The sequence below is a fragment of the Modicisalibacter sp. 'Wilcox' genome (genome assembly GCF_010993675.1).
GTDB classification, from domain to species: Bacteria; Pseudomonadota; Gammaproteobacteria; order Pseudomonadales; family Halomonadaceae; genus Modicisalibacter; species Modicisalibacter tunisiensis.
Genome location: NZ_WNXF01000007.1, coordinates 55,408 through 79,147, shown reverse-complemented (window position 1 = coordinate 79,147; position 23,740 = coordinate 55,408). Strand labels below are relative to the sequence as shown.

The 23,740-nt window shown below is 67.5% G+C and carries 21 protein-coding genes; 8 read left to right on the top strand and 13 right to left on the bottom strand.

The features are described 5' to 3' along the window. The first annotated feature begins 2 nt into the window (after positions 1-2). Positions 3-857, top strand: coding sequence for a hypothetical protein (locus G7A98_RS08445; protein WP_163649221.1), 855 nt, complete (start codon positions 3-5; stop codon positions 855-857). Between the two features lie 94 nt (positions 858-951). Here G7A98_RS08445 and G7A98_RS08440 read toward each other — a convergent pair whose 3' ends face one another. The 5 genes from G7A98_RS08440 to G7A98_RS08420 form a co-directional block, all read right to left on the bottom strand. Beyond that, positions 952-2,115 (bottom strand): sulfate ABC transporter ATP-binding protein, encoded by a 1,164-nt coding sequence (locus G7A98_RS08440; RefSeq protein WP_163649220.1) that lies wholly within the window; start codon positions 2,113-2,115, stop codon positions 952-954. Further along, positions 2,112-2,921: a sulfate ABC transporter permease subunit CysW gene (gene cysW / locus G7A98_RS08435; RefSeq protein ID WP_224416648.1), complete on the bottom strand. Its 810-nt coding sequence runs from the start codon at positions 2,919-2,921 to the stop codon at positions 2,112-2,114. Before cysW ends, G7A98_RS08440 begins: the two co-directional genes overlap by 4 nt. Before the next feature lie 103 nt (positions 2,922-3,024). Further along, positions 3,025-3,861, bottom strand: a complete 837-nt coding sequence (gene cysT, locus G7A98_RS08430; RefSeq protein ID WP_163649218.1) for a sulfate ABC transporter permease subunit CysT — start codon at positions 3,859-3,861, stop codon at positions 3,025-3,027. 94 nt (positions 3,862-3,955) lie between these two features. Continuing rightward, positions 3,956-4,978: a sulfate ABC transporter substrate-binding protein gene (locus tag G7A98_RS08425; protein ID WP_163649217.1), complete on the bottom strand. Its 1,023-nt coding sequence runs from the start codon at positions 4,976-4,978 to the stop codon at positions 3,956-3,958. Positions 4,979-5,118: 140 nt separating this feature from the next. Beyond that, positions 5,119-6,054 carry a CysB family HTH-type transcriptional regulator gene (locus tag G7A98_RS08420; protein WP_163649216.1) on the bottom strand — a complete coding sequence of 312 codons (936 nt, stop codon included), beginning with the start codon at positions 6,052-6,054 and terminating at the stop codon, positions 5,119-5,121. Positions 6,055-6,207: 153 nt separating this feature from the next. Between G7A98_RS08420 and G7A98_RS08415 the strand changes: the two genes are divergently transcribed. Further along, positions 6,208-6,876, top strand: a complete 669-nt coding sequence (locus G7A98_RS08415; RefSeq protein WP_163649215.1) for an alpha/beta fold hydrolase — start codon at positions 6,208-6,210, stop codon at positions 6,874-6,876. A gap of 8 nt (positions 6,877-6,884) precedes the next feature. Here the strand turns inward: G7A98_RS08415 and G7A98_RS08410 are convergent, their stop codons facing one another. From G7A98_RS08410 to edd, 6 genes are all read right to left on the bottom strand, one after another. Continuing rightward, positions 6,885-7,868, bottom strand: a complete 984-nt coding sequence (locus G7A98_RS08410; RefSeq protein WP_163649214.1) for a carbohydrate kinase — start codon at positions 7,866-7,868, stop codon at positions 6,885-6,887. Next, on the bottom strand, positions 7,865-9,526 hold the full coding sequence (gene pgi, locus G7A98_RS08405; RefSeq protein WP_163649213.1) for a glucose-6-phosphate isomerase: 1,662 nt from the start codon (positions 9,524-9,526) through the stop codon (positions 7,865-7,867). Before pgi ends, G7A98_RS08410 begins: the two co-directional genes overlap by 4 nt. 124 nt (positions 9,527-9,650) lie before the next feature. Continuing rightward, entirely contained in the window at positions 9,651-10,526 is an 876-nt protein-coding gene (locus G7A98_RS08400) for an aldo/keto reductase (RefSeq protein WP_163649212.1), read from the bottom strand. Then, entirely contained in the window at positions 10,523-11,449 is a 927-nt protein-coding gene (locus tag G7A98_RS08395) for a D-hexose-6-phosphate mutarotase (RefSeq protein ID WP_163649211.1), read from the bottom strand. Before G7A98_RS08395 ends, G7A98_RS08400 begins: the two co-directional genes overlap by 4 nt. After that, positions 11,446-12,414 carry a glucokinase gene (gene glk / locus G7A98_RS08390; protein WP_163649210.1) on the bottom strand — a complete coding sequence of 323 codons (969 nt, stop codon included), beginning with the start codon at positions 12,412-12,414 and terminating at the stop codon, positions 11,446-11,448. The genes G7A98_RS08395 and glk overlap by 4 nt, the downstream gene beginning before the upstream one ends. After that, complete coding sequence (edd, locus tag G7A98_RS08385; protein ID WP_163649209.1) at positions 12,411-14,264, bottom strand: phosphogluconate dehydratase; 1,854 nt, start codon at positions 14,262-14,264, stop codon at positions 12,411-12,413. Before edd ends, glk begins: the two co-directional genes overlap by 4 nt. Positions 14,265-14,462: 198 nt before the next feature. Between edd and gap the strand changes: the two genes are divergently transcribed. The 4 genes from gap to G7A98_RS08365 all read left to right on the top strand — a co-directional run bounded on the left by gap (position 14,463) and on the right by G7A98_RS08365 (position 18,822). Beyond that, entirely contained in the window at positions 14,463-15,467 is a 1,005-nt protein-coding gene (gap, locus tag G7A98_RS08380; protein WP_163649208.1) for a type I glyceraldehyde-3-phosphate dehydrogenase, read from the top strand. Positions 15,468-15,846: 379 nt separating this feature from the next. Then, complete coding sequence (locus G7A98_RS08375; protein WP_163649207.1) at positions 15,847-16,185, top strand: hypothetical protein; 339 nt, start codon at positions 15,847-15,849, stop codon at positions 16,183-16,185. Positions 16,186-16,248: 63 nt separating this feature from the next. Beyond that, the gene (locus G7A98_RS08370) at positions 16,249-17,940 is read left to right on the top strand and encodes a sensor domain-containing diguanylate cyclase (protein ID WP_163649206.1); all 1,692 of its coding nucleotides are present in this window, start codon (positions 16,249-16,251) and stop codon (positions 17,938-17,940) included. Between the two features lie 39 nt (positions 17,941-17,979). Continuing rightward, entirely contained in the window at positions 17,980-18,822 is an 843-nt protein-coding gene (locus tag G7A98_RS08365; protein ID WP_163649205.1) for a dienelactone hydrolase family protein, read from the top strand. 34 nt (positions 18,823-18,856) lie between these two features. On the opposite strand, the gene G7A98_RS08360 is transcribed toward G7A98_RS08365, so the two are convergent. Together G7A98_RS08360 and G7A98_RS08355 are read right to left on the bottom strand one after the other, a co-directional pair. Next, positions 18,857-20,263 carry a coniferyl aldehyde dehydrogenase gene (locus G7A98_RS08360; protein ID WP_163649204.1) on the bottom strand — a complete coding sequence of 469 codons (1,407 nt, stop codon included), beginning with the start codon at positions 20,261-20,263 and terminating at the stop codon, positions 18,857-18,859. A gap of 37 nt (positions 20,264-20,300) precedes the next feature. Beyond that, positions 20,301-20,594, bottom strand: a complete 294-nt coding sequence (locus tag G7A98_RS08355) for a DUF4190 domain-containing protein (RefSeq protein ID WP_240464713.1) — start codon at positions 20,592-20,594, stop codon at positions 20,301-20,303. A gap of 114 nt (positions 20,595-20,708) precedes the next feature. Here G7A98_RS08355 and G7A98_RS08350 point away from each other — a divergent pair, with 114 nt between their 5' ends. Then, positions 20,709-21,860, top strand: coding sequence for a GNAT family N-acetyltransferase (locus G7A98_RS08350; protein ID WP_163649203.1), 1,152 nt, complete (start codon positions 20,709-20,711; stop codon positions 21,858-21,860). A gap of 53 nt (positions 21,861-21,913) precedes the next feature. Continuing rightward, on the top strand, positions 21,914-23,728 hold the full coding sequence (locus G7A98_RS08345; protein WP_163649202.1) for a monovalent cation:proton antiporter-2 (CPA2) family protein: 1,815 nt from the start codon (positions 21,914-21,916) through the stop codon (positions 23,726-23,728). Positions 23,729-23,740 lie beyond the last annotated feature (12 nt).

Sequence of the window (23,740 nt, the reverse complement as noted above, 5' to 3'; positions counted from 1 at the left end):
TCATGCCACTGACTCGCGTCGTCGACTATTTCAACGCTCATCTCGATGACTTCAACGTACATGCCAGCTTGAATCGTTACGCTCGGTTCTATTATGACAAGGGGCGGGTGTGGGCACGGCTGGCCGATCATGTAATTTATCCCTGCTTGCAGCCAATCCTGGAGCTGGAGAATATGCAGCCAGCCGCCTACGAGGGACGGCTCGACATACGGACCGATCAGGGCCAGCCGCTCTCGACCGAGGCGCTCTATTTCCTGACCTGGAATACGGAGGATGTGGTCTTTCTGGATCGCTTCCTGAGGACGCTGCAGGCGCTGGAATTTCTCAACAGCCACTCGGATTCGTCCCGGCCATTGATCGTTTCCGTTCACAGCCGGCATATTCAGGCTGTCGGGTCCTCGCACGGCGCGGTATTCGAGAGCTTACTGGAGCGTTTGGGCCTGCGACCGTCGCGGATCATTCTGCGTCAGCGTGGTAAGGCGTTGCTGGGTGACCCGCACGCGCGCGAGGCGGCGGTCAGTTTCCATCGCCGCGGGTACGCCTTGCTGGCCGATGAGCTTCCGCTTGAATTGGCGAGCGATGTCTGGTTACGCCTTCATGAGCTTGGCGTGCGCTGGGCCACACCGCAGGGGCTGGCAAGGGCCTCGTTAGAAGACGAGGCAATAGGCGACTCAAGGCTGGCGCATTGGTTAAACGATGCGCACCGCAGCGGCATCGCGAGCTGGTGGCCGAATATTCACCGGCGTGACGATCTGGCGCGCCTCAGGCGTCTTTCGCTGGGCTTTGTCAGCGGGCCGATAGTCGACGAAATGGCCGCTGATCTTGTTCGCCCGGCTTCTGGGCTGGCGGCGCGCTAACGATTCAACATGCGCGGTCAGCCGAAACGCTAACGGCGCCCGGCAAGGACGCCGTTAGCGTTCCGTGATGAGCACCACGCTCTGTCAGCGATCGCTATGTCGCGACGGCTCGGCGAGGTGTCTCGGCCGATACCTCTTCCTGTTGCCTGTCGCCGTCAGCCTGCGACACGGCGGTCTCGTACCAGTGGATGGTGAGCGCTTGCATGGCGACGGTCTCGCCCACGGCGAGGTTCAAGTGGGCGGCATCGCGACGCGACAACTCGACCTCGAGAATCGACTTGTCGAGCAGCTCGACCGGATCGAGTGGGGCGATCTCGAACTGATAGGTGCCGCCCATCGGCTGGATATGATGCACACGGCCGCGTGGCAGACCGGCGGCTTCAGGTGTGGCTTGCGGTCGTAACAGTGCGATGTCGTGGGGGCGAACATACCCGGTGATGGACGCGCCCTTCGCCACGCTCGGCGTGTCTTCGCCCAGTGGCAACTGCCAGTCGCCGGACAACAGTCTGCCATTGCTAATGTGGCCTTTCAGGACATTCACGTTACCGATGAAGGTCGAGACGAATGGAGTAGCTGGGTGATCGTAGATCTCCTCGGGGGTGCCCACCTGCTCGATGCGGCCCTTGTTCATCACCACGATGCGGCTGGCGACTTCCATGGCCTCCTCCTGGTCGTGGGTCACGAACAGGCTGGTGACGTGCAATTCGTCATGTAGATGACGCAGCCAGCGGCGTAGCTCCTTGCGTACGCTGGCATCGAGTGCCCCGAACGGTTCGTCGAGCAGGAGATAGCGCGGCTCGATGGCCAGTGCCCGCGCCAGCGCGATGCGCTGGCGTTGTCCGCCAGACAGCTGGGCGGGGAAACGATCGGCCAGCCACCCCAGTTGAACGAGCTCGAGGAGTTCGTGAACCTTGTGGCGAATGGCCTGTTCGGAAGGTCGTTCCCGGCGCGGCCGCGAGCGCAGGCCGAAGGCGACATTCTCGAAGACCGTCATATGCCGGAACAGGGCATAGTGTTGGAAGACGAAGCCGACCTCGCGGCGCTGGATATGCGCATGGGTCATGTCCTCGCCATCGAGCAGGACCGCGCCTTCGTCGGGAAATTCCATCCCGGCGATGACGCGCAGCAGCGTAGTCTTGCCGCACCCAGACGGCCCCAGCAAGGCGATGAGATCACCGCTCTCGACGTCCAGATTGATATCGTCGAGTGCCGTGAAGGCTCCGAAGCGTTTGGTAATAGCGCGTGCGGTGATGCTCATGTCGGCGAGGCCTCCAAATCATAAAGGGCATGAGAACGGCTGGCGCGCCATTCCACGAAGGCCTTGGCGGCCAGGGTTACCAGCGCCAGCAAGGCGAGCAGCGAAGCCACGGCGAAGGCGGCCGCGTACTGGTATTCGTTGTAGAGAATCTCGATATGCAACGGCATCGTGTTGGTCTCGCCGCGGATATGCCCCGAGACTACGGAGACGGCACCGAATTCACCCATCGCCCGTGCACTGCAGAGGATGACGCCATACATGAGCCCCCACTTGACGTTGGGCAGCGTGACACGCAGAAACGTCTGCCAGCCCGAGGCACCCAGCGACAGCGCCGCTTCTTCCTCGGCACGCCCCTGGGCCTCCATGACCGGAATCAGCTCACGGGCGACGAAGGGGAAGGTGACGAAGAGTGTCGCTAGCACCAGGCCGGGCAGCGCGAAGACGATATTGATGTCATGGGCATCGAGCCACGGCCCCAGCCAGCCATGTGCCCCATAGAGCAGGATGTAGATCAGTCCGGCGATCACCGGCGAGACGGCAAAGGGCAGGTCGATCAGCGTGACCAGAAGGCTCTTGCCGCGAAAATCGAACTTGGTGACTGTCCAGGCTGCGGCCACCCCGAACACCAGGTTCAGCGGTACGGCGACGGCCGTTACGATCAGGGTGAGATAGATGGCGTGCAAGGCCGCCGGATCGGACAGCGCACTCATGTAGGTTCCGAATCCCTTGGCCAGGGCCTGGGTCATCACCGCGATCAACGGCAAAACCAGAAAGACCAGCAGAAAGCCCAGTGCCACTCCGGTCATCACAATCCGTGGCCACGCTGCTTGCCTGGCGTCAGTCGGCCGTGCATGCGCGGTGGGTGACGAACCGTTGACGGTAGTGATCTTCATTGACAGATCTCCTTGGCTACGCGGCGTGGCGATTGGTGCGCCACCATTGAAGACCGTTGATGCACAGCAGGATGACGAACGACAGCACCAGCATCGCGGCGGCGATGGCGGTGGCCTCGGCATATTCGAACTGCTCGAGCTTGGTGACGATCAGCAGCGGCGCGATTTCCGAGACCATGGGCATGTTGCCGGCGATGAAGATGACCGAGCCGTACTCCCCGACGCCACGGGCGAAGGCCAGGGCGTAACCGGTCAGCAGCGCCGGCCAGAGTTCGGGCAGAACGACGCGCCGGAAGGTGGTCCAGCGATTGGCGCCGAGGCTGACCGCCGCTTCCTCGAATTCGGGGTCGAGATCCTCGAGGATCGGTTGCACGGTGCGAACCACGAACGGCAAGCCGATGAAGATCAGCGCCACGACGATCCCCGCCGGCTGATAGCCGATCTGCAGCCCCAGCGGCTGCAGCCACTGGCCGATCCAGCCGGTCGGGGCATAGATCGCGGTCAGCGCGATGCCCGCCACGGCCGTGGGTAGGGCGAACGGCAGATCGACCAGGCCATCGATGAGCTTGCGCCCGGGAAATGGGTTGCGAACCAGCACCCAGGCCACCAGCAGGCCGAACACGGCGTTGATGGTGGCGGCGATCAGCGAGGCCCCGAAGCTGGTCTGCAACGCCGCGACGACCCGCGGTGCGCTCACTGTGTCCCAGAAACGCCCCCAGCCCAGTTCCGAGGTCTCGATGAAGACCGCCGAGAGGGGGATCAGCACGATCAGGCTCAGATACACCACGGTGTAGCCGACACTCAGGCCGAAGCCGGGCATCAGCGAAGGGCGTCGCCACGCCAAGACACTCATAGCGGTACCTCGCTGCTGTGCGCGTTGATGGGGCATGCAACGTCAGGACGCCGAGCCATCCCATGGCCCGGCGTAAACACGAAGGGCGTCATGATCATCCCTGGGGTTGATAGATCTGATCGAAGACGCCGCCATCATCGAAGAACTTGGCCTGAGCCTTCTCCCAGCTGCCGAATTTTTCCTCCACCGTGAAGGTGTCGACGTCGGCATAGCGATCGCTGAACTCGGCGAGAATGTCATTGTCGCGGGGGCGGTAATAGTTCTCCGCGGCAATTTTCTGGGCCTTGGGTTCAAACAGCTTTTCCAGATAGGCCGTGGCAACTTTCGTGGTGCCGTGTTTCTTGGCATTGGCGTCGACCACCGCAACCGGGGTCTCGACCAGCACCGTCTTCTTGGGTACCACGATGTCGAACTGATCTGGCCCCAGTTCCTCGGTGGCCAGCAGCGCCTCGTTCTCGTAGGTGATCAAGACGTCACCGATATGGCGCTGGACGAAGGTATTGGTCGCCCCCCGCGCGCCGGAATCCAGTACCGGGACGTTCTTGTACAGCTTGTTGATGTAGTCCCGGGCTTTGTCTTCACTGCCGTATTGATCCAGTGCCCACCCGTACGCTGCCAGGAAGTTCCAGCGCGCGCCGCCCGAGGTCTTGGGGTTGGGGGTGATGACCTGGACATCCTCGCGCACCAGGTCGTCCCAGTTGTGAATATCCTTGGGGTTGCCTTCGCGAACCAGGAACACCTGAACGGTGGTATAAGGGGCCGAGTTATAAGGTAGTTCCGATTGCCAGCCGGGCTCGATCAGATTGGAGTTCTCGACGATACCCTGAATGTCCACCGAGACCGCGAGAGTGGCAACGTCGGCGGGCGAGCCATCGATGATCGAGCGTGCCTGCCCGCCGGAACCGCCATGCGACTGCTTGACCTGAAGGGTGTCGCCGGTCTGCTCCTTCCAGTAATCCTCGAACCAGGCGTTGTACTGCTTGTAGAGCTCCCGCGTGGGGTCGTAGGAGACATTGAGCAGTTCGATATCCTTGGCCAGCGCGCTTCCCGAGAGGATCGAGGACCCCAGGACGCCCAGGGCCAGCCAGTGCTTGATGGTCGGTGAAAGATGCAGCATGAGAACTCCTTTCTTGCGGATGCAGTGACGCATGAGGCCAGCTGGATGATTGGCTTGATGAGATATCAGTATCTAACCGCAAGGAGGGCGATTCATGAACGAATAAAAAAAGGATTGTTTATCGCAGAAAAGAATATTGGCTAGCCGCCCAGCGCTGGGCTCAATGCACGCTGCACGGTTTCGGGATCGAGATCGTTGTGGCACAGCTGGAGGAACTGGTAGGCGAAGCTGCGCAGGAAATGGCCTCGCCGCAGGGCGATGTAGGTCGTATTGCATGGAAATAGGTGTGAAGCGTCGATCAATTTCAGGCCATGGTCGCGCTGGGCGTGAAACGCGACCGAGGCGATCAGGCCGACGCCCATGTCGAGCTCGACATAGGTCTTGATGACGTCGGCATCCAATGCCGTGAGTACGACGTCGGGAGAGACGTTGGCTTCGGCAAAGGCTTGGTCGATTCGGGCGCGACCGGTGAATCCTTCGTGATAGGTGACGATCGGGTAGTCGGCGATACGCTCTAGCGTCAACTTGACCTCGCGCGTCAACGGGTGGGTCTCGGGAACAATCACGCCGTGATACCAGTGGTAGAAAGGAAAACAGACGAATTGCTGTCCCTCTTGGTGCAAGGCTTCGGTGGCTATGCCCAGGTCCACCTTGCCAGCCTTGAGAAGAGACACGATTTCACCGGGGCTGCATTGGTGCAGTTCCAGATGGACCTTGGGAAATGCCTCCTTGAAGCGAGCTATTACCGGTGGAAGTGCATAACGCGCTTGAGTATGTGTGGTCGCGATGGCCAAGCTGCCCTGGTCCTGATGGGCGAGCTGATAGGCTGAGCGCTTGAGGTTCTCGACATCCAGCAGAATGCGCTCGATGGTGTCCACAAGCGACTTGCCAGCTAACGAGAGACCCAAGATGCGCTTTCCCCGGCGCTCGAACAATTCGACGCCCAACTCGTCTTCCAGATCGCGTATGTGCTTGCTGGCCCCCGATTGGGAAGTGAAAAGAGCGTTGGCCGCTTCCGTGAGGTTGAAACTCTGTCGCACCGTCTCGCGTACGATGCGAAGCTGCTGGAGATTCATGGTCTTCCCTAACGGCTAAGTATTAGTGGGAATATAAAACCTATTTTTTATTACTATAAATAGGTTTTCTTGATATCCATATCAAAATGCACACCATGTGACGTCGGTGGGTAGAAGCTGTCCCGCCCCTGAAATTTGCTCAAGGAGAATGGCATGGCACGCGAGCCATTGGTGATCGAATCCCGCCACGGGCAGGCGGCGGACGCCGCACTGATTCTGCTGCACGGCCTGGGGGCCGATGGCGGCGACTTCGAACCGCTGGTGCCGGCGCTCGGCCTGCCGCAGGAGCTGGCCCTGCGGGTGGTGCTGCCGCACGCGCCGAGCCGGCCGGTGACCGTCAACGGTGGCATGCGCATGCCGGCCTGGTACGACATCCTCGAGATGGATCTGTCACGCAAGGTCGACGTCGAGCAGCTCCGGGCCTCGGCACGCAGCGTGCAGGCCCTGATCGATGCTCAGTGCGACGCGGGGATCGACAGCCGGCGGATCATCGTCGCCGGCTTCTCGCAGGGCGGGGCGGTGGCCTACGAGGCGGCGCTGACCTGTCCGCATCCGCTGGCGGGGCTGCTGGCGATGTCCACCTACTTCGCCACCGGCGACACGCTCGATGTCGCCGACGCCAACCAGGCCCTCGAGGTCGAGGTGCACCACGGCACCTTCGATCCGATCGTGCCCGAGTCGCTGGGCCGTGCCGGCTACGAGCGGGCGCGCGAGCTGGGGCTGCCGGCGCACTATCGCACCTATCCCATGGCTCACGCGCTGTGCCCGGAGCAGATCGCCGACATCGGCGACTGGCTCACGCGGCGGCTGACCGCCGAGTAGAACGCCGCCTACTTCGCCTCGCCCCGGAAGCGCTCGAGATCCGCCTTCGCCGGCAGTGCGGCATAGGCGCCGGGGCGGGTCACGGCGTGGGCGCCGCAGCGGCAGGCCACGTCCACCGCCCGCTCGAGGCGTGCCGTGTCGTCGCACCAGTCGGCGAAGGTTCCGGCCGTGACAGCGTCCTCGGCCAGCTGGGCGAGCAGCCCGCCGATGAAGGCGTCGCCGCCGGCGGTGGTATCGACGGGGCTGACTGGCGGTGGGGCGATCGCGAGGCGCTGGTTGAGCCGATGCACCGCCACGTCCGCGCCGCCGTCGGTGATCACGATCAGCTTCACGCCGGCGGCGAAGCGCTGGTTGAGCCAGGCCGCCACCGAATGGCCGCCGCGCAGTGCCTCGACCTCCTCGGCGGAGAGCTTGAGCAGGTCGGCGCGATCGAGCAGGGCGGTGACGCGGCCGATGTCGACTTGCCCCCCGGGCCACAGGGTGTGGCGCAGGTTGGCGTCGACGCTGACCAGGCTGCCCGAGCGCCGGGCGATGTCGGCCAGCGCCAGGGTGGTCTCGGCGATCGCTTCCTCGGTGAGGCTGTTGCTGCACAGGTGGACGATCGCCGGCTCGGCGAACACCCCCGCCGGCAGGTGCTCGAGGCGGTAGAGCAGATCGGCAGCGGGCGGCCGGTAGAAGTCGAAGGTGCGCTCGCCGTCGGCGTCGCGGGAGACGAAGGCCAGCGCGGTGCGGGCTTCCTGCGTCGTCACCACGCCCGAGGTGTCGACGCCGTGGCTGGCCATCTCGGCGGTCAGGAAGCGGCCGAAGCGGTCGTCGCCGACCATGCCCAGGAAGCGGCTGGGTACCCCGAGCCGTGCACAGGCCACGGCGACGTTGGCCGGGGCGCCGCCGGCGTAGGGGGTGAAGGTTTCCGGGCCATCGGTGGTATCGTCGCCGAGGCGGCTGGAGAGCATGTCGACGAGCGCCTCGCCGAAGGCGATGACGGGGATCATGAGCGCTTGCTCCGGCTGGTGGCCTTGCCCTTGCCCTGAGCGGCCTCGGGCGTCGCGTCGGTGTCCTGGTGGCCGGGGACGTGCCGGCGCACCAGGGCCAGCAGGCCCTGGGTCGAGGCATCGAAGTCCTGGACCCGCTCGTCGATGCGTTCGCTGATCTCGCCGGCGATGCGCTTGCCCAGCTGTACCCCCCACTGGTCGAAGGAGTTGATGTTCCAGATCACCCCCTGGACGAACACCTTGTGCTCGTAGAGCGCGATCAGCGCGCCGAGATTGCGCGGCGTCAGCTCGTCGAGCAGCAGGGTGCTCGACGGGCGGTTGCCCGGGCAGCTGTAGGGGTCGAGCTGGCTGCCCTGCTGGCTGCCCTCCATGAAGGCGTTGGCCTGGGCGAGCATGTTGGTGAGCAGGGCGAAATGATGCTCCTCCATGCCCTGGTCGGGCTTGAGCGAGGCGATGAAGTCGATCGGCACGTAGCGGGTGCCCTGGTGGAGCAGCTGGAAGAAGGCGTGCTGGCCGTTGGAGCCGGTCTGGCCCCAGACGATCGGCCCGGTCTTGTAGTCGACCGGGTGGCCGAAGATGTCCACCGACTTGCCGTTGGACTCCATGTCGAGCTGCTGGAGGAAGGCCGGCAGCTGATGCAGGGCCTGATCGTAGGGCACGATGGCCTGGGTCTCGGCGCCGTGGAAGTTGATGTACCAGATGCCGATCAGCGCCATCAGCACCGGCATGTTGCGGTCGTTGGGGGCCTCGATGAAGTGGCGGTCCATCTCGTAGGCGCCCTCGAGCAGCGCCATGAAGCCGTCGAAGCCGATCGACAGGGCGATGGGCAGGCCGATCGACGACCACATCGAGTAGCGCCCGCCGACCCAGGCCCAGAACTCGAAGACGTTCTCCTCGCGGATGCCGAACGCCATCGCCGCCTTGCGGTTGGTGGAGGCGGCGACGAAGTGCGCGCCGACGTCGGCGTCCTCGCCGGCGTTGTCGAGAAACCAGCGCCGCGCGGTCTTGGCGTTGAGCAGCGTCTCCTGGGTGGAGAAGGTCTTGGTCGAGACGATGAACAGCGTGGTCGCCGGATCGAGCCGGCGCAGGACCTTCTGGATATGCGCACCGTCGACGTTGGAGACGAAGTGGAAGTTGAGGTCCTGATGGCGGTGCTTGAGCAGGGCCCGGCAGGCCATGTTGGGCCCCAGGTCCGAACCGCCGATGCCGATGTTGACCACGTCCTTGATGCGCTTGCCGCTGTAGCCCTTCCAGCTGCCGTCGCGCACCGCCTCGGAGAAGGCGCGGATCTGCTCGCGGGTGCGCGTGATCTCGGGCATCACGTCGTGGCCGTCGACCACCACCGGGTCGTCGCCGAGGTTGCGCAGGGCAGTATGCAGCACCGGGCGGTCCTCGGTGACATTGATGATGTCCCCGGAGAACATCTGCGCACGGCGCTGGACCAGTGCCGAGTGGTCGGCGAGCTCGAGCAGCTTGGCCAGCACGGCCTCGGAGATATGGTGCTTGGAGTAGTCGAGGAACAATCCGCCGACACGCAGGCTCATCTTGTCGAAGCGCGCCGGGTCGGCGGCGAAGTAGTCGCGGATGCGGTCGTTGGCGGTCTCCCGGTAAAGCGCCTGGAGGGCGCGCCAGGTGACGCTGCGGGTGAGTTGGAACATGGGGCGTGTCCTCTTGTTGTGTCGGTAATCGCGGCGTGGACCGTGCCACGACCTGGGTGAATCGTGTCACCCGATCTTCGCAGAGGCCGCGGGGCTTGTCACGGGGCGGCCGGGGCCACCCCCGTCAGGCGACGCGGTGCCCGCGGGCCTCCTCGAGCAGCGCGAACCAGGTCGCCCGGTCGAGGGCCACCTCGCCATCGCGCAGCAGCTCGCGGATGCGCGGTTCACGCAGGGTGCCGATGACCGGCACCGGGCGCCCGGGAATGCGGCGCAGCCAGGCCAGGGCGATGCCGCCCCGGGAGGCGCCGAGCTCACGGGCAAGCCGTTCCAGCGAGCTGCCCAGCACGTCCTCGAACACCGTGCCGCCGCCCAGCGGCGACCAGGCCATGGGGCGCTGGCCGTCGTTTCGCAGGGCGTCGTAGAGGCCGTCGAACAGCGGCTCGGCGTGGGCCAGCGACAGCTGCAGCTGATGGGCGGTCAGCGGGTGACGCATGGCGCGCTGCAGGCGCCGCCATTGCTCGGGCAGGAAGTTGGAGACGCCGACGGCGCCGACCTTGCCGCTGTCGACGAGGCGATCCAGGGTCTCGGCGGTGGCCTCGGCCTCCATCAGCGGGTCGGGGCGGTGGATCAGGAAGTGGTCGAGACGCTCGACGTTGAGGCGCGCCAGCGACGCCTCGACGGCCGCCGTCAGGTAGTCGGGCGAGGTATCGTAGTGCTTGACGCCGTGGGGCGAGGTGTCCAGTTCGGGCAGCACGATATCGGCCTTGGTCACCACCCGTACCCGGGCGGCGAGTGCGGGACGCTCGCGCAGCGCCTCGCCGAAGCGCCGCTCGCCCTCGCGGCCGCCGTAGATGTCGGCGTGGTCGAACCAGTGCAGGCCCTCGTCGAGGCGGGCCTCGATCCAGTCGGCCAGGCGCGCCGGGGTATCCAGGGTGTGGGCCTCGTGCAGGTGCATCATGCCCAGCAGGAAGGGGACGTCGAACTCCGCTGCTTCGCTCATGACGGACTGTCCTCGTCGCGGCTCAGGGTGGTGGCCAGCACGTGCTGGGCGCCGGGCACCAGCCACACCGGATCGACCCGGGTGCAGGCGGTCTCGACACACAAAAAGTGCCGGCCGGCCTCGGCCGGGGTGTCGTCGGGCAGGGCGGTGTCCGGGTGCCAGACCACCGTGGAGTCGCTGCCCTGCTTGGCGATGCGCAGCCGTCGCCGGCCGTCGTCGAGCACCGGGGCCCGATTGGAAGCATAGATGCGGTCGAGGGGGCCGCGCACGCCCGGCTCGCCCTGCTGGACCCGCTCGGCGAAGCCGTCGAGCTTGTCGAGATAGCGCGCCCCGGCCAGCCCCTCGACGCGACAGGCGTGAACGTCGGCGACGCTGAAGTAGGTATGCAGGGCGCCGGTGAGTTTCACCGGGGTCTCGCCGGTATGCTCGGTCACCAGTTCCACGTGCAGGCGGCGGGCGTTGGCCTGGATGACCGCCCGCGGCACCAGCTGGCCGTGCAGGCGTTCGGTCGGGGAGAGGTGCAGCTCGACGCCCTCCTCGTGTTCATCGACCGCCTCCAGGCGCCAGTGTGCCTTGCGCGCCGGGCCGTGCAGCGGGCCGTTGCGCTCCGGGGATTCGTCGGCGAAGCGCTCGTCGGCGAACCACGGCCAGCACAGCGGGATGCCGCCGCGGATGGCGCCGGGCAGCGGCTGGGGCGTGGGCGTGACCCACAGCCAGCCGTCATCGGCCGTGGGCACCGGGCGAGCGCCTGCGGCTGGCCCGGTTTCGGGGGCCGGTAAATAGTGAAGCACCTGGGCGCCCTGCAGACTGACGATCAGCTCGCCCCAGGCTTCGTTGGCCAGCCAGATGTCGCGTCCGGCCCAGACGTCGTGGCGCTGGCCCCGCGTCGCGTCGAGCCGTTCGCGCAGAGAAGCGGGAATCATTCGACCTCCTCGTTGTGCAATGCCTCGCAGGCGCCCAGCAGCCCCGTCCAGGGCGCCGTGACCACCCACACCGGAATGTTGGCATTGTAAGCGCTCATGCGGCCCTTGTCGGCGAAGGCACGTCGAAAGCCGCTGTCCGCCACGTAGTCGAGCAGGCGTGGCACGATGCCGCCGCACAGATAGACGCCGCCCAGGGCGCCCAGCGTCAGGGCGGCGTCGCCGCACACATCGCCGAGGATCTTCAGGAACCGGCGCACCGTGCGCCCGGCCAGCACGTCGCCCCGGCCGGCGGCCTCGGTGACGGCGGCCGGCGAGGACAGGGCGGCCTCGCGGCCGGCCAGCAGGGCGTGGGCGTGGTAGAGATCCAGCAGCCCCTGGCCGCACAGCACGCGCTCCACCGAGACGCGCCCGTAGCGGGCGCGGAAGTAGTCGAGCAGGGCCTGCTCCTCGTCGTCGGTGGGGGCGAAGGTGACGTGGCCGCCCTCGGTGGGCAGGGGGATCCAGCCGTGGCGGCCGGGAAACAGCCCGGCCACACCGAGGCCGGTGCCCGGGCCGATCACCAGGCAGGCCCGGTGCGGCTCGCCCCGGCCCGCGCCGATCGCCACCCGCTGGTCCTCGGCGACGTGGGGCACGCCCAGTGCCTGGGCGGTGAAGTCGTTGATCACCTTGAACAGCTCGAGGCCGAGTGCCGCCTTCACCTGACGCTTGGAGAAGCGCCAGGCGTTGTTGGTCATGCACACCTCGTCATCGTGGACCGGGCAGGCGAAGGCCAGGCAGGCTTCCCGCGGGGCGCGCTCGCCGGTGGCGTCGACCTGCTCCAGATAGGCGCGGATCGCCGCCTCCAGCGTCGGATAGTCCGCGCAGGCCAGGGTGCGGATCGCGTAGGGCGTGAAGGTGTCCGGCGTCACCAGCGCGAAGCGGGCGTTGGTGCCGCCGATATCGCCGATCAGGGCCGGGCGCGTCATGCCTGCGGGCCCTCGTCGACGTCGCGGGCCTCGAAGCCGCCGAAGGTCGCCGCGCCGTCCTCGGCGCCGCCGACCAGGCTGCGAAAGCCCGCGAACAGCTCGCGGCCCATGCCGTAGCGGTACTCCTCGATGTCGGTGGTGGCCGCCTCGCGGGCCTGCCACTCGGCGTCGTCGACCAGGGCACGCAGCTCGCCGTGCTCGGGGTCGAGGCGAATCACGTCACCGTCGCGCAGGCGGGCCAGCGGGCCGCCGTCGTAGGCTTCCGGGGTGACGTGGATCGCCGCGGGGACCTTGCCCGAGGCCCCCGACATGCGCCCGTCGGTGACCAGCGCGACCCGGTAGCCGCGATCCTGGAGCACGCCCAGGAAGGGGGTGAGCTGGTGCAGTTCGGGCATGCCGTTGGCGCGCGGGCCCTGGAAGCGCACCACCACCACCACGTCGCGATCGAGCTCGCCGGCCTCGAAGGCCGACTTCAATTGGCGCTGATCGCTGAAGATGCGTACCGGCGCCTCGACGCGGCGCAGCTCGGGCTTGACCGCGGAGATCTTGATCACCCCGCGGCCCAGGTTGCCGTCGAGCACGGCCAGCCCGCCGGTGGGCGAGAACGGCTCGGAAACCGGCCGCAGCACGTCGAGGTCGTGGCTTTCGGCGGGGCCGTCGCGCCACACCAGCTTGCCGTCCTCGAGGAACGGTTCCCGGGTGTAGTCGGACAGGTCGCCGCCGAACACGCAGGGCACGTCGCGGTGCAGCAGGCCGGCGTCGAGCAGCTCGCGGATCAGGAAGCTCATGCCGCCGGCGGCCTGGAAGTGGTTCACGTCGGCCTGGCCGTTGGGATAGATGCGGGTCAGGCTGGGGGTGACCGCGGAGAGCTCGGCGAAGTCGTCCCAGGTGACGGTCAGCCCGGCGGCGCCGGCCATGGCGACCAGGTGCAGGGTGTGGTTGGTGGAGCCGCCCGAGGCCAGCAGGCCGACCATGGCGTTGACGATCGCCTTCTCGTCGATCTGCTGCCAGAACGGCCGGTAGTTGCCGCCCGGCTCGCTGTTGCGCACCGCCTGCTCGGCGGCGTAGCGGGTCAGCGCCTCGCGCAGCGGCGTGCCGGGGTTGACGAAGGAGGCGCCGGGCAGGTGCAGGCCCATCATCTCCATCATCAGCTGGTTGGAGTTGGCGGTGCCGTAGAAGGTGCAGGTGCCCGGGCTGTGGTAGGAGGCCGACTCGGCCTCGAGCAGTTCCTCGCGCCCCGCCTTGCCTTCCGCGTAGCGCTGGCGGACACGGGCCTTCTCCTTGTTGGGCAGGCCGCTGGTCATGGGGCCGCCGGGCACGAAGATCGCCGGCAGGTGGCCGAAGCGGGCGGCGCCGATGAACAGCCCCGGCACGATCTTGTCGCAGATGCCCAGGTAGAGCGCGGCGTCGAACATGTTGTGCGACAGCGCCACCGCGGTGGCCATGGCGATCACGTCGCGCGAGAACAGCGACAGCTCCATGCCCGGCTGGCCCTGGGTCACGCCGTCGCACATGGCCGGCACGCCGCCGGCGAACTGGGCCGTGGAGCCCATCTGCCGCGCGGCGTCCTTGATCATGTCGGGGAAGGGCGCCAGCGGCTGGTGCGCCGAGAGCATGTCGTTATATGACGAAACGATCCCCAGGTTGGCGCTGTTCATCAGCTTGAGCTGATTCTTGTCCTGAGGGCCGCAGGCGGCAAAGCCGTGGGCCAGGTTTCCGCAGGACAGCTCGCCGCGGTGCACGCCGTGGCGATGCTGGGCCTGCATGTGGCGTTCGTAGTCGGCGCGCCGCTGCGCGGAGCGTTCGCGGATGCGCCGGGTCACGCGGGAGACGGTGTCGTTGACGGCCATGGCAACCTCTTTTCGCGGTCGTGGAGTAAGGATGTGTGTAAACTTACCAAAAAAATTACTTGAACGTCGTCATCCTTTGGGCCAGATTGTGGGCAAAGCGTAGGATTATTTCATCGTGGTTGCCTCCCGGCCGTTCCTTGTCGGACCGGACGGCGGCCATGTACCGGGTTCACGCCAGTCGCATCGAAGGAGGCCACCATGACACTGCGTGTCGCCATCAACGGTTTCGGACGCATCGGTCGCAACGTGCTGCGCGCACTCTACGAGAACGGCTATCGGGATCGTGTGCAGGTGGTCGCCATCAACGACCTCGGCGACCCGGCGCTCAACGCGCATCTGCTCAAGCATGACAGCGTGCACGGACGGTTCGGCCACGAGGTGTCCCACGACGAGGAGACGCTGACGGTCGACGGCGACCGTATCCAGATCCTGGCCCAGCGTGATCCTGCCCGGCTGCCGTGGAGCGAGCTGAAGATCGACCTGGTGATGGAGTGCACCGGGCTGTTCGTCAAGAAGGCCGATGCCGGCAAGCACCTCGAGGCCGGCGCCCGGCGCGTGCTGATCTCGGCACCCAGCCCGGATGCCGATGCTACCATCGTCTATGGCGTCAATGATGACGTGCTGAGCGCCGATCATCGTGTCGTTTCCAATGCGTCCTGCACCACCAACTGCCTGGCGCCGGTGGCCAAGGCGCTCAACGACAGCGTGGGCATCGACAACGGCCTGATGACCACCGTGCACGCCTACACCAACGACCAGAATCTGTCCGACGTCTATCACAAGGATCCGTACCGGGCGCGCAGCGCCACGCAGTCGATGATTCCCACCAAGACCGGCGCGGCCGCCGCAGTGGGTCTGGTGCTGCCGGAGCTCGACGGCAAGCTCGACGGCCTGGCGGTGCGGGTGCCGGTGATCAACGTCTCGCTGGTCGACCTGACCTTCACGGCCGGGCGCGAGACCAGCAAGGAGGAGATCAACGCCATCGTCGAGAAGGCCGCGGCCGACTCGCCGGTGCTGGCGGTCAACGCCCAGCCGCTGGTGTCGATCGACTTCAACCACGACGCCCATTCCTCCACCTTCGACGCCAACCACACCCGCGTCAACGGCCGCCTGGTCAAGGTCATGGCCTGGTACGACAACGAATGGGGCTTCTCCAACCGCATGCTGGATACGGCGCTGGCCATGCAGGCCGCTGCGGCCTGACGACGTATCCCACCCGGTGTGGCGGCGCGGGGGCAGCACGGCTTCGCGCACTCACGGCTCCGCACGGACGGTTTGCCGTCGCGCCGCCGCCTTAGTCTGTGAATGAATCGCGGTTAGGTTAGCGAGTGCTTGGGGTGCCCTGGAGGCACCCTTTTTTCGTCCCGCCGGCCGGGCCCGGAATCCTTGTCGTGCGTCATGGTCGCCCGGATTGCCGCTACGTGGCATCGCCCGCCCTGCTAGGCTGGACTTGCATTGCGTCCCGAATGCAGGATTAGCTGATACACTGGGACAACAACTCTCGATTCATCCACCGGGTCAGCGTGTCATCACGCGCAGCAGCGTGACGCCGCGGGCCCTGACGACCGTGCGAACCGCCATCATGCGTGACTGTGTTGCTCAGGCTCATCTCTTGATCGGTGCGACCCTGCGTGATCCCGAACGACAGCGCGAAGGGCGCGTGGTCGGCGTGGACCAGACCCGCGAGGCGCCCGCACTGTGGATCCTCTGGGTCGAAGGCGCGGGCGCCGAGCGCGTGGTCATGAGCCATCGCGAACTGGCGGCGCTGGCGGCCGGGTGTACCGGGGCCGGGGTTCCGCCCGCTCCCCTGAAGGGCGGTCGCGCACGCCGCGCCGATGAGCGCCACGACGAGGAGGGGGCCGCCGAGTCGTCGGCCGATATCCCCCGGCGTCGCGTGTCCGGGGATCGCGGCGGCGACTGACGTCGCCTGCCTGTCAGGCGTGTGGTGAGCGACAGGTCCAGGGAACGGGAAAGAGGGGACACGATGAGCATGCCGGCGACGTCATTGCAGTTCCTGCCGCGCTTCATGGACGCCATGCTGTGTGCGTCTCCCGCCGTGGTCTACGCGACGAGCGCGGACTGGTGGCAGGGCGAGGTCCACTACCTGGGCCTGAATGTGGCGGCGCTGTGCGGCATCGAGCGTGACGCGCTGCGCGAGCAGCCCGGGCGATGGCTGGAATGCCTCGATTCCCAATGCCGCCGGCGGCTGCTGACACGCCTGGCCGAGGCCCGCCGCAACGGCGATTCCCGGCTGACCCTGCACTATGCCCTGACGCATCTCGACGGTTCCCGCCATCACCTGCAGGATGATCTCGTCCTGCATCGCGACACGGACGGCCGGGTCGTGGAGCTGGTGGGGTCGCTGGTCGATGTCACCGAGCGCCAGGCGCTGCTCGAGCGTTTCGAGAAGCTCAGCGAGCAGCTCCCCGGCACCCTCTACCAGTGTCGGCTGACCCCCGACGGCCGGCTCGACTTTCCCTTCGTCAGCGCCGGTATCCGGCGCCTGTTCGGGCTGCCGCCGGAAGCCGTCCTGCAGGAGGCGACGGCGGCGCTGGAGCGGGTACATCCGGAAGACGTCGAGGGGCTGTGGCGCAGCATCAACCGCAGCGCGCGGCGCCTGAGCGTCTGGCGCCACGAGTTTCGCTATCGTCACCCCGATGGCTATCAGCTCTGGGTCCAGGGGCAGGCCACGCCCGAGCGCCAGGCGGATGGCAGCACCCTCTGGCACGGCTTCTGCGAGGATGTCACGCTGCGCAAGCAGGCGCAGCTGGCGCTGGCCGAGAACGAGCGCCGCTATCGCTTCATCGTCGAGAACGTCAGCGACCTGATCCTGCTGATCGATGCCGACGGGCTCTGCCGCTACGCCTCGCCCTCGGTCGAGCGCCTGCTGGGCTATGCGCCCCGGGCGATCCAGCAGCGCCCGCTGATCGAGCTGCTGCCGCCCGACGATGCGCCGCGCACCCAGCGGTATATCCACGAGACCTCGCGGCTGGGCAGCAATCTGCGCATCGAATTGCGTGCCCGGCATGCCAGGGGCCACTACATCTGGCTGGAGACGGCCTGCTCCCCCTACATCAGCCCCCTCAACGGGCGCTATGAATGGATACTCGCGGTGGCCCGCGACATCACCGACCGCAAGCGCCACGAGCGCAAGCTCCATGAGCTCTCGACCACCGACAGCCTGACCGGGGCGCTCAATCGCGGTGCCTTCCTGGGCTGCTTGAACTCGGCTCTCGAGCAGGCCGACGTCCTGGCGACCCGGCTGTCGCTGGTGATCTTCGACATCGACCATTTCAAGACCATCAACGATACCTGGGGGCACGCCGCCGGCGACCTGGTGCTGAGCAGCCTGGGCGACATCTGCCGCAGTACCTTGCGGGCCGAGGACATCTTCGGCCGTATCGGCGGCGAGGAGTTTGCCCTGTTGCTGTCGGCGCAGTCGCTGCAGGAGGCAGTGGTGCTGGCCGAGCGGCTGCGTCGCAAGTTCGAGAACGCCATGGTCGAATTCCATAACGAATGGCTCAATTTCACGGTCAGCTTCGGCGTCGCCGAGCGGCGTGACCACGAGACGGCCGAGGCACTCATGCACCGGGCCGACATGGGGCTCTATGCCGCCAAGCGTCATGGCCGCAACCGGGTCCACCAGGCCCTCGCCGAACCGGCCCCGGGGCGATAGCCGAACATGCCGAACAAGCAAGTCGAACAAGGAGAAACCATGCGCATGCTGCTCACGTTCGTGTCCCTCCTGCCCGCGCTGCTGGCCCTGCTGGCGGCGCCGGTACTGGCCGCAACCGAGGCCCCCGCCGTGCCGATCGAACAGGGCCCGCGCGTGGTGGGCGAACCCTTCACCTATGAAACCGGCGGTCAGAGCTATCAGGGCTATCTGGCGCGCAATGTCGCCGACGACAAGCCGCGCCCCGCCGTGCTGGTCGTCCACGAGTGGTGGGGGCTCAACGACTATGCCCGCGACCGTGCCGACCAGCTGGCCGCACTGGGCTTTGTCGCCCTGGCCGTGGACATGTACGGCGATGGCCGCTCGACCACCCATCCCGACGAGGCCGGCAAGTTTGCCGGTCAGGTCATGCAGGACTGGCCCTCGGCGCGGGCCCGGCTGGAAGCCGCCATGGCCAGGCTGCGCAAGCAGCCGTTCGTGCGCGGCGATCGCATGGCGGCGCTCGGCTACTGCTTCGGCGGCGGCATCGTCATGAACATGGCGCTGGCCGGGATGCCGATCAAGGCGGCGATCAGCTTCCATGGCAGCCCCGCCCAGGCGGTCAGCAAGCCGCAGCCGTTCGATGGCGTGGTGCAGATCCACAACGGCGCCGAGGACCCGCTGGTCAAGCGCGAGGCGCTGACCGACATGGCGCAGGCGCTGAAGGCCCAGGGGGCCACGGTCAAGGTCATCAACTATCCGCACGCCAGGCACAGCTTCACCAATCCGGACGCCGATGCGGTCGCCGAACGCACCGGCCTGCCGCTCGGCTACGATGCGGCCGCCGACGCGGCGTCCTGGCAGGCGGCGCTGCTGACCCTGGACAAGACCCTCAACGGCAAGTGACGTCGGGCCGGGGGCCGGCGCGGAATCCCGGCGGCTAGAACAGGCCCATCAGCCTCAGCAGCCAGCGCCGATAGGGCGGATGAAGGCGGGTGACGCTGCTGTGCCGGGACTGGCGGAATACGCTGCGCTGATGGCTGAAGGTCAGGAAGCCGTGCTCACCGTGATAGGCACCGTGCCCGCTGGTGCCGATACCGCCGAAGGGCAGGGCGGGCTGGGCGATGTGCCACAGGGTGTCGTTGATCACCAGTCCGCCCGAGTGAGTGCGGGTCAGCAGCAGTCGCCGATGGGCGGGGTTGTCGGTGAAGGCATACAGCGCCAGCGGACGCGGGCGCGCATTGACGAAGTTCACCGCGGCGTCCATGTCCTGGACGCCGACCAGCGGCAGCAGCGGTCCGAAGATCTCCTCGCGCATGACCCGCAGCGACTGCTGGGGGTCGAGAATCAGGGTCGGCGCCAGCTTGCCGCCGGCCGCGAACGTGGCGTCGTCTCCGCCGATCTCGATCACCCGGCAGCCGCGCTGCTCGGCCTCGCGGCGCAGCGCGATCAGCCGCTCGCGCGCGGCGCTGCCGAGCAGCGCGCTGTAGTCGGGATTGCCGGCCGGATCGGGATACAGCTGCCGCACCGCGCGCTCCAGGGCCTCGGCGAAGGCGTTGAGGCGCCGCTGGGGCAGCAGCACGTAGTCCGGGGCGATGCACGTCTGGCCGGCGTTGAACCACTTGCCGAAGGCGATGCGCCGGGCGGCGTCGTCGAGATCGGTGGTCTCGTCGAGGATTGCCGGCGACTTGCCGCCCAGCTCCAGGGTCACCGGGGTCAGGTTGGCGGCCGCCGCCTGCGCGACCCGGCGGCCGGTCTCGGAGGAGCCGGTGAACAGCAGGTGATCGAAGGGCAGGGCGGCGAAGGCCCGGCTGGTGTCGGCGTCGCCGGTCACCACCCCCAGTTCGGCCGGATCGAAGTAACGCGCGACGAGCGACTGCAGCAGTTCGGCGGTGGCCGGGGCATGCTCGCTGGGCTTGATCATGACCCGGTTGCCGGCGGCCAGGGCATCCACCGCCGGCAGCAGCGCCAGGTTCCAGGGGTAGTTCCACGGCGCCATGATGCCCACCACGCCCAGCGGCTGGGAATGGATCTCGGCGCGGGCCGGCCAGAAGCGCCAGCCGACCCCGACGCGGCGCGGGCGCATCCAGCGCCGCAGGTGACGACGCGCATGCCGGATGGCCTGCTGCAGGGTGGTGAGTTCGGCCAGGCGTGTCTCGACGCCGGAGCGATGGCCGAAGTCCCGGGCGATGGCGGCCTCGATCTCGCCGGCATGGCGACGCGTCAGCTGGGCCAGGCGTGCCAGCCGTCCCAGGCGCACGGACAGCGCCGGGTAGGGATGCGCGTCGTAGGCCTGGCGCTGGGTGGCGAATAGCGTCTTCAGTGCGTGATCGGCCGAAGGCTCCATGCGGTCTCCTCCTGAAAATGGCGGCCTGTGCGGCGGCTCAGCCGGCACCGGCCATGATGCCGAAAAACGTGGCCACGAAACCACCGAACAACACGAATCCGGCGGCGGTCAGCCCGATCAGCAGGTAGCCGATGATCAGCGCGGCCAGCGCCCAGCTGTCGCCGCGTTCACCACGCCGGCGAATCTGGTGACGAGCCAGGTGGCCGCAGACCACGCCGGCCAGGGCGGCGGGCGTGACGAACACCGCCAGCACGCTCAGGGCGAAGGCGGCGATCGCCATGGCATTGACGGGGCCGTCGTCGGGTGGCGCGGGGTGCGGGGCTGGTGTCATGGTTTCTCTCGAGCAGGGCATGGGGATACCCTAGCATCGCGACGTCGACCGTGGGGACACGATCGGCGTCGCGGCAGTGCCGCCGCTCCCGTCCGCCGTCAAGGAGTTTGCCGAATGCACTTCACGATCGACACCCTGCCGGCCCTCGAGGCCGTGTCCGCGCGGGACTGGGACGCGCTGGTGCCGGCCGATCAGCCCTTCCTGCGCCATGCCTTCCTGCACGCCCTGGAAGCCTCCGGGGCGGTCACGCCGGCTGCCGGCTGGACGCCGGCCCACCTGGTCGTGCGCCGCGAGGGAGCGCTGGTGGCGGCCCTGCCGCGCTATCGCAAGGTGCACTCCTTCGGCGAGTATGTCTTCGACTGGGCCTGGGCGGATGCCTGGGAGCGTGCCGGTGGCGACTACTATCCCAAGGGCCTGACGGCGGTGCCGTTCACGCCCGCCCCGGGCGCTCGCCTGCTGATCGCGCCGGGCGTTTCCCGGCGGGCGGTGATCGCCGAGCTGGCGGCGGCCTGCTGCGACGCCTCGCTGTCCAGCTGGCACCTGCTGTTCGCCGAGTCGGAGGAGGTCGACGACTGGCTGGCGGTGCGCCCCGACCTGCTCGAGCGGGCGTCGGTCCAGTTCCAGTGGCGGGATGCCGGCTACGGCGACTTCGCCGGCTTTCTGGCGGCGATGAGCGCCAAGCGCCGCAAGGAAGTGCGACGCGAGCGCCGCCGGGTGGCCGAACAGGGCCTGGAGATGGTGCGGCTGGAAGGCGAGGCGATCGACGCCGCCGCGCTCGAGCATTTCTACCGCTGCTATCGGATCACCTATCACGAGCGCGGCCAGCAGCCCTACCTGTCGCGGGATTTCTTCCGCCGGCTGCGGGCGACGATGCCCGAGACTCTGCTGCTGGTGCAGGCCCGTCACGGCGGCCGCCCGGTGGCGGCCGCGCTCTGCGTGCAGGGCAGCGACACCCTCTACGGGCGCTACTGGGGCAGCGAGGTGGAGGCCGACTGCCTGCACTTCGAGGCCTGCTACTACCAGGGCATCGAGCACTGTCTGGAGAAGGGGCTGACGCGCTTCGACCCCGGGACCCAGGGCGAGCACAAGGTGAGCCGCGGGTTCGCGCCGCGCCGTCTGCGTTCGCTGCACTACATCGCCCATCCCGGCTTCCGCGACGCAGTGGCGCGCTTCTGCGCCGAGGAGCGCGAGCACATCGCCGCCTATCAGCATCATGTCGAGGCCCGGCTGCCGTTTCGCCGCGACCGGGACGATGCCGCTGGCTGAGGGTCGGGCGGGGCGCTAGCATGCCCGCAGGCAATGCAAAGGACATCAGGAGCATGGACTTTCTCTTCGAAGCGGCCGTCCTGCTGGGGGCGGCCATCATCGCGGTACCGCTCTTCCAGCGGCTGGGGCTGGGCTCGATCCTCGGCTATCTGGCCGCCGGGCTGGTGCTCGGCCCGTCGGTGAGCGGCTTCATCGCCAGGCCCGAGACGGTGCTGCACTTCGCCGAGTTCGGCGTGGTGATGCTGCTGTTCATCATCGGCCTCGAACTCGAGCCGGCACGCCTGTGGCAACTGCGCCGCCGGCTGTTCGGCCTGGGCAGCCTGCAGCTGATCGGCTGTGCGGCGCTGCTCACCCCGCTGGGACTGGCGCTCGGCCTGGCGCTGGACCGCGCGGTCCTGCTGGGGCTGATCCTGGCCCTGTCGTCGACCGCCTTCGCCCTGCAGGTGCTCAACGAGCGTCATCAGCTGGCCGCGCCGCACGGCCAGACGGCGTTCGCCATCCTGCTCTTCCAGGATCTGGCGGTGATTCCGCTGCTGGCGCTGCTGCCACTGTTCGCCGGCGACATCGGCCTCGCCTCCGGCGATGCCTGGCTGACCGTGCTGCGCGGCGTGGGCATGGTGGTCGCGGCGATCCTGTTCGGGCGGCTGGTGTTCCCCCGGGTGCTGGCCTTCGTGGCGCGCAGCGATGTCCACGAGGTGTTCACCGCCGCGGCCCTGTTCTTGGTGCTGGGCATGGCGCTGGTGATGGACTGGGCGGGGCTGTCGATGGCGCTGGGGGCCTTCCTCGGCGGGGTGATGCTTGCCGACACCGCCTACCGCCACGAGCTCGAGGCCAACATCGAGCCGTTCAAGGGCCTGCTGCTGGGACTGTTCTTCATCGCCGTGGGCATGTCGGTGGATCTGCCGCTGGTCTATCACAACCTGGCGTGGGTGCTGGGCATCGCCGCCGGGCTGGTGATCGGCAAGCTCGCGGTGGTGGCGCTGGTGGGGCTCGTCGCGCGCCTGCCCCGCTCCGAAGTGCCGCGCCTGGCGGCGGTCATCGCCCAGGGCGGGGAGTTCGATTTCGTGCTGCTCACCGCGGCGGTGAGTGCCGGGGTCTTCGAGGCGCGCATCGCCAGCCTGTGCATCGCCGCGGTGACCCTGTCGATGGCGCTGACGCCGTTTCTCTACCGGGCCGGCGAGCGCCTGGGGGCGCGCTTCAGGGACCGGCGCCCCTACGACGGCGACTTCGGCGATCAGTCGCCGCCGGTGCTGATCGCGGGGCTGGGGCGTTTCGGCCAGATGGTCGCGCGGGTGCTCAAGAGTCAGGGCATCCTGTTCACCGCCCTCGACCCCAATATCCGCCAGGTCGAGTTCATTCGTCGCTTCGGCTCGCGGATCTACTATGCCGACGCCTCGCGTCTCGACCTGCTGCGGGCCGCCGGCGCCGAACGCGCGCAGCTGCTGGTGGTTGCCGTCGACGATGCCGAGACCACCTCGCGGATCGTGCGCCAGGCTCGGGCCCACTTTCCCGGGCTCAAGATCCTCGCCCGGGCCCGCAACCGCCATCACGCCTGGGAGCTCATGGAGCTGGGCGTCGAGGTGGTGATTCGCGAGACCTTTGCGGCGAGCATGGAGATGAGTTTCGAGGTGCTCAAGGGGCTCGGCTATCCGAGTTCCAACGCCATGGATGCGGTGCGCACCTTCCGCGACTTCGACGTGCGGCTGTTCCAGGATTCCTACAAGGACCGCCACGACGTGGAGACGCTGGTCGCCAACGACCGGGCGGCGATGGCGGAGCTGCGCTCGCTGTTCCAGAAGGAACTGAGCGGACGCACGCCGCGCGACGGCACGCCCGGGGTCGCCCGCAGCGAGCCCGAGGCCAGCTGACACCCACCATTT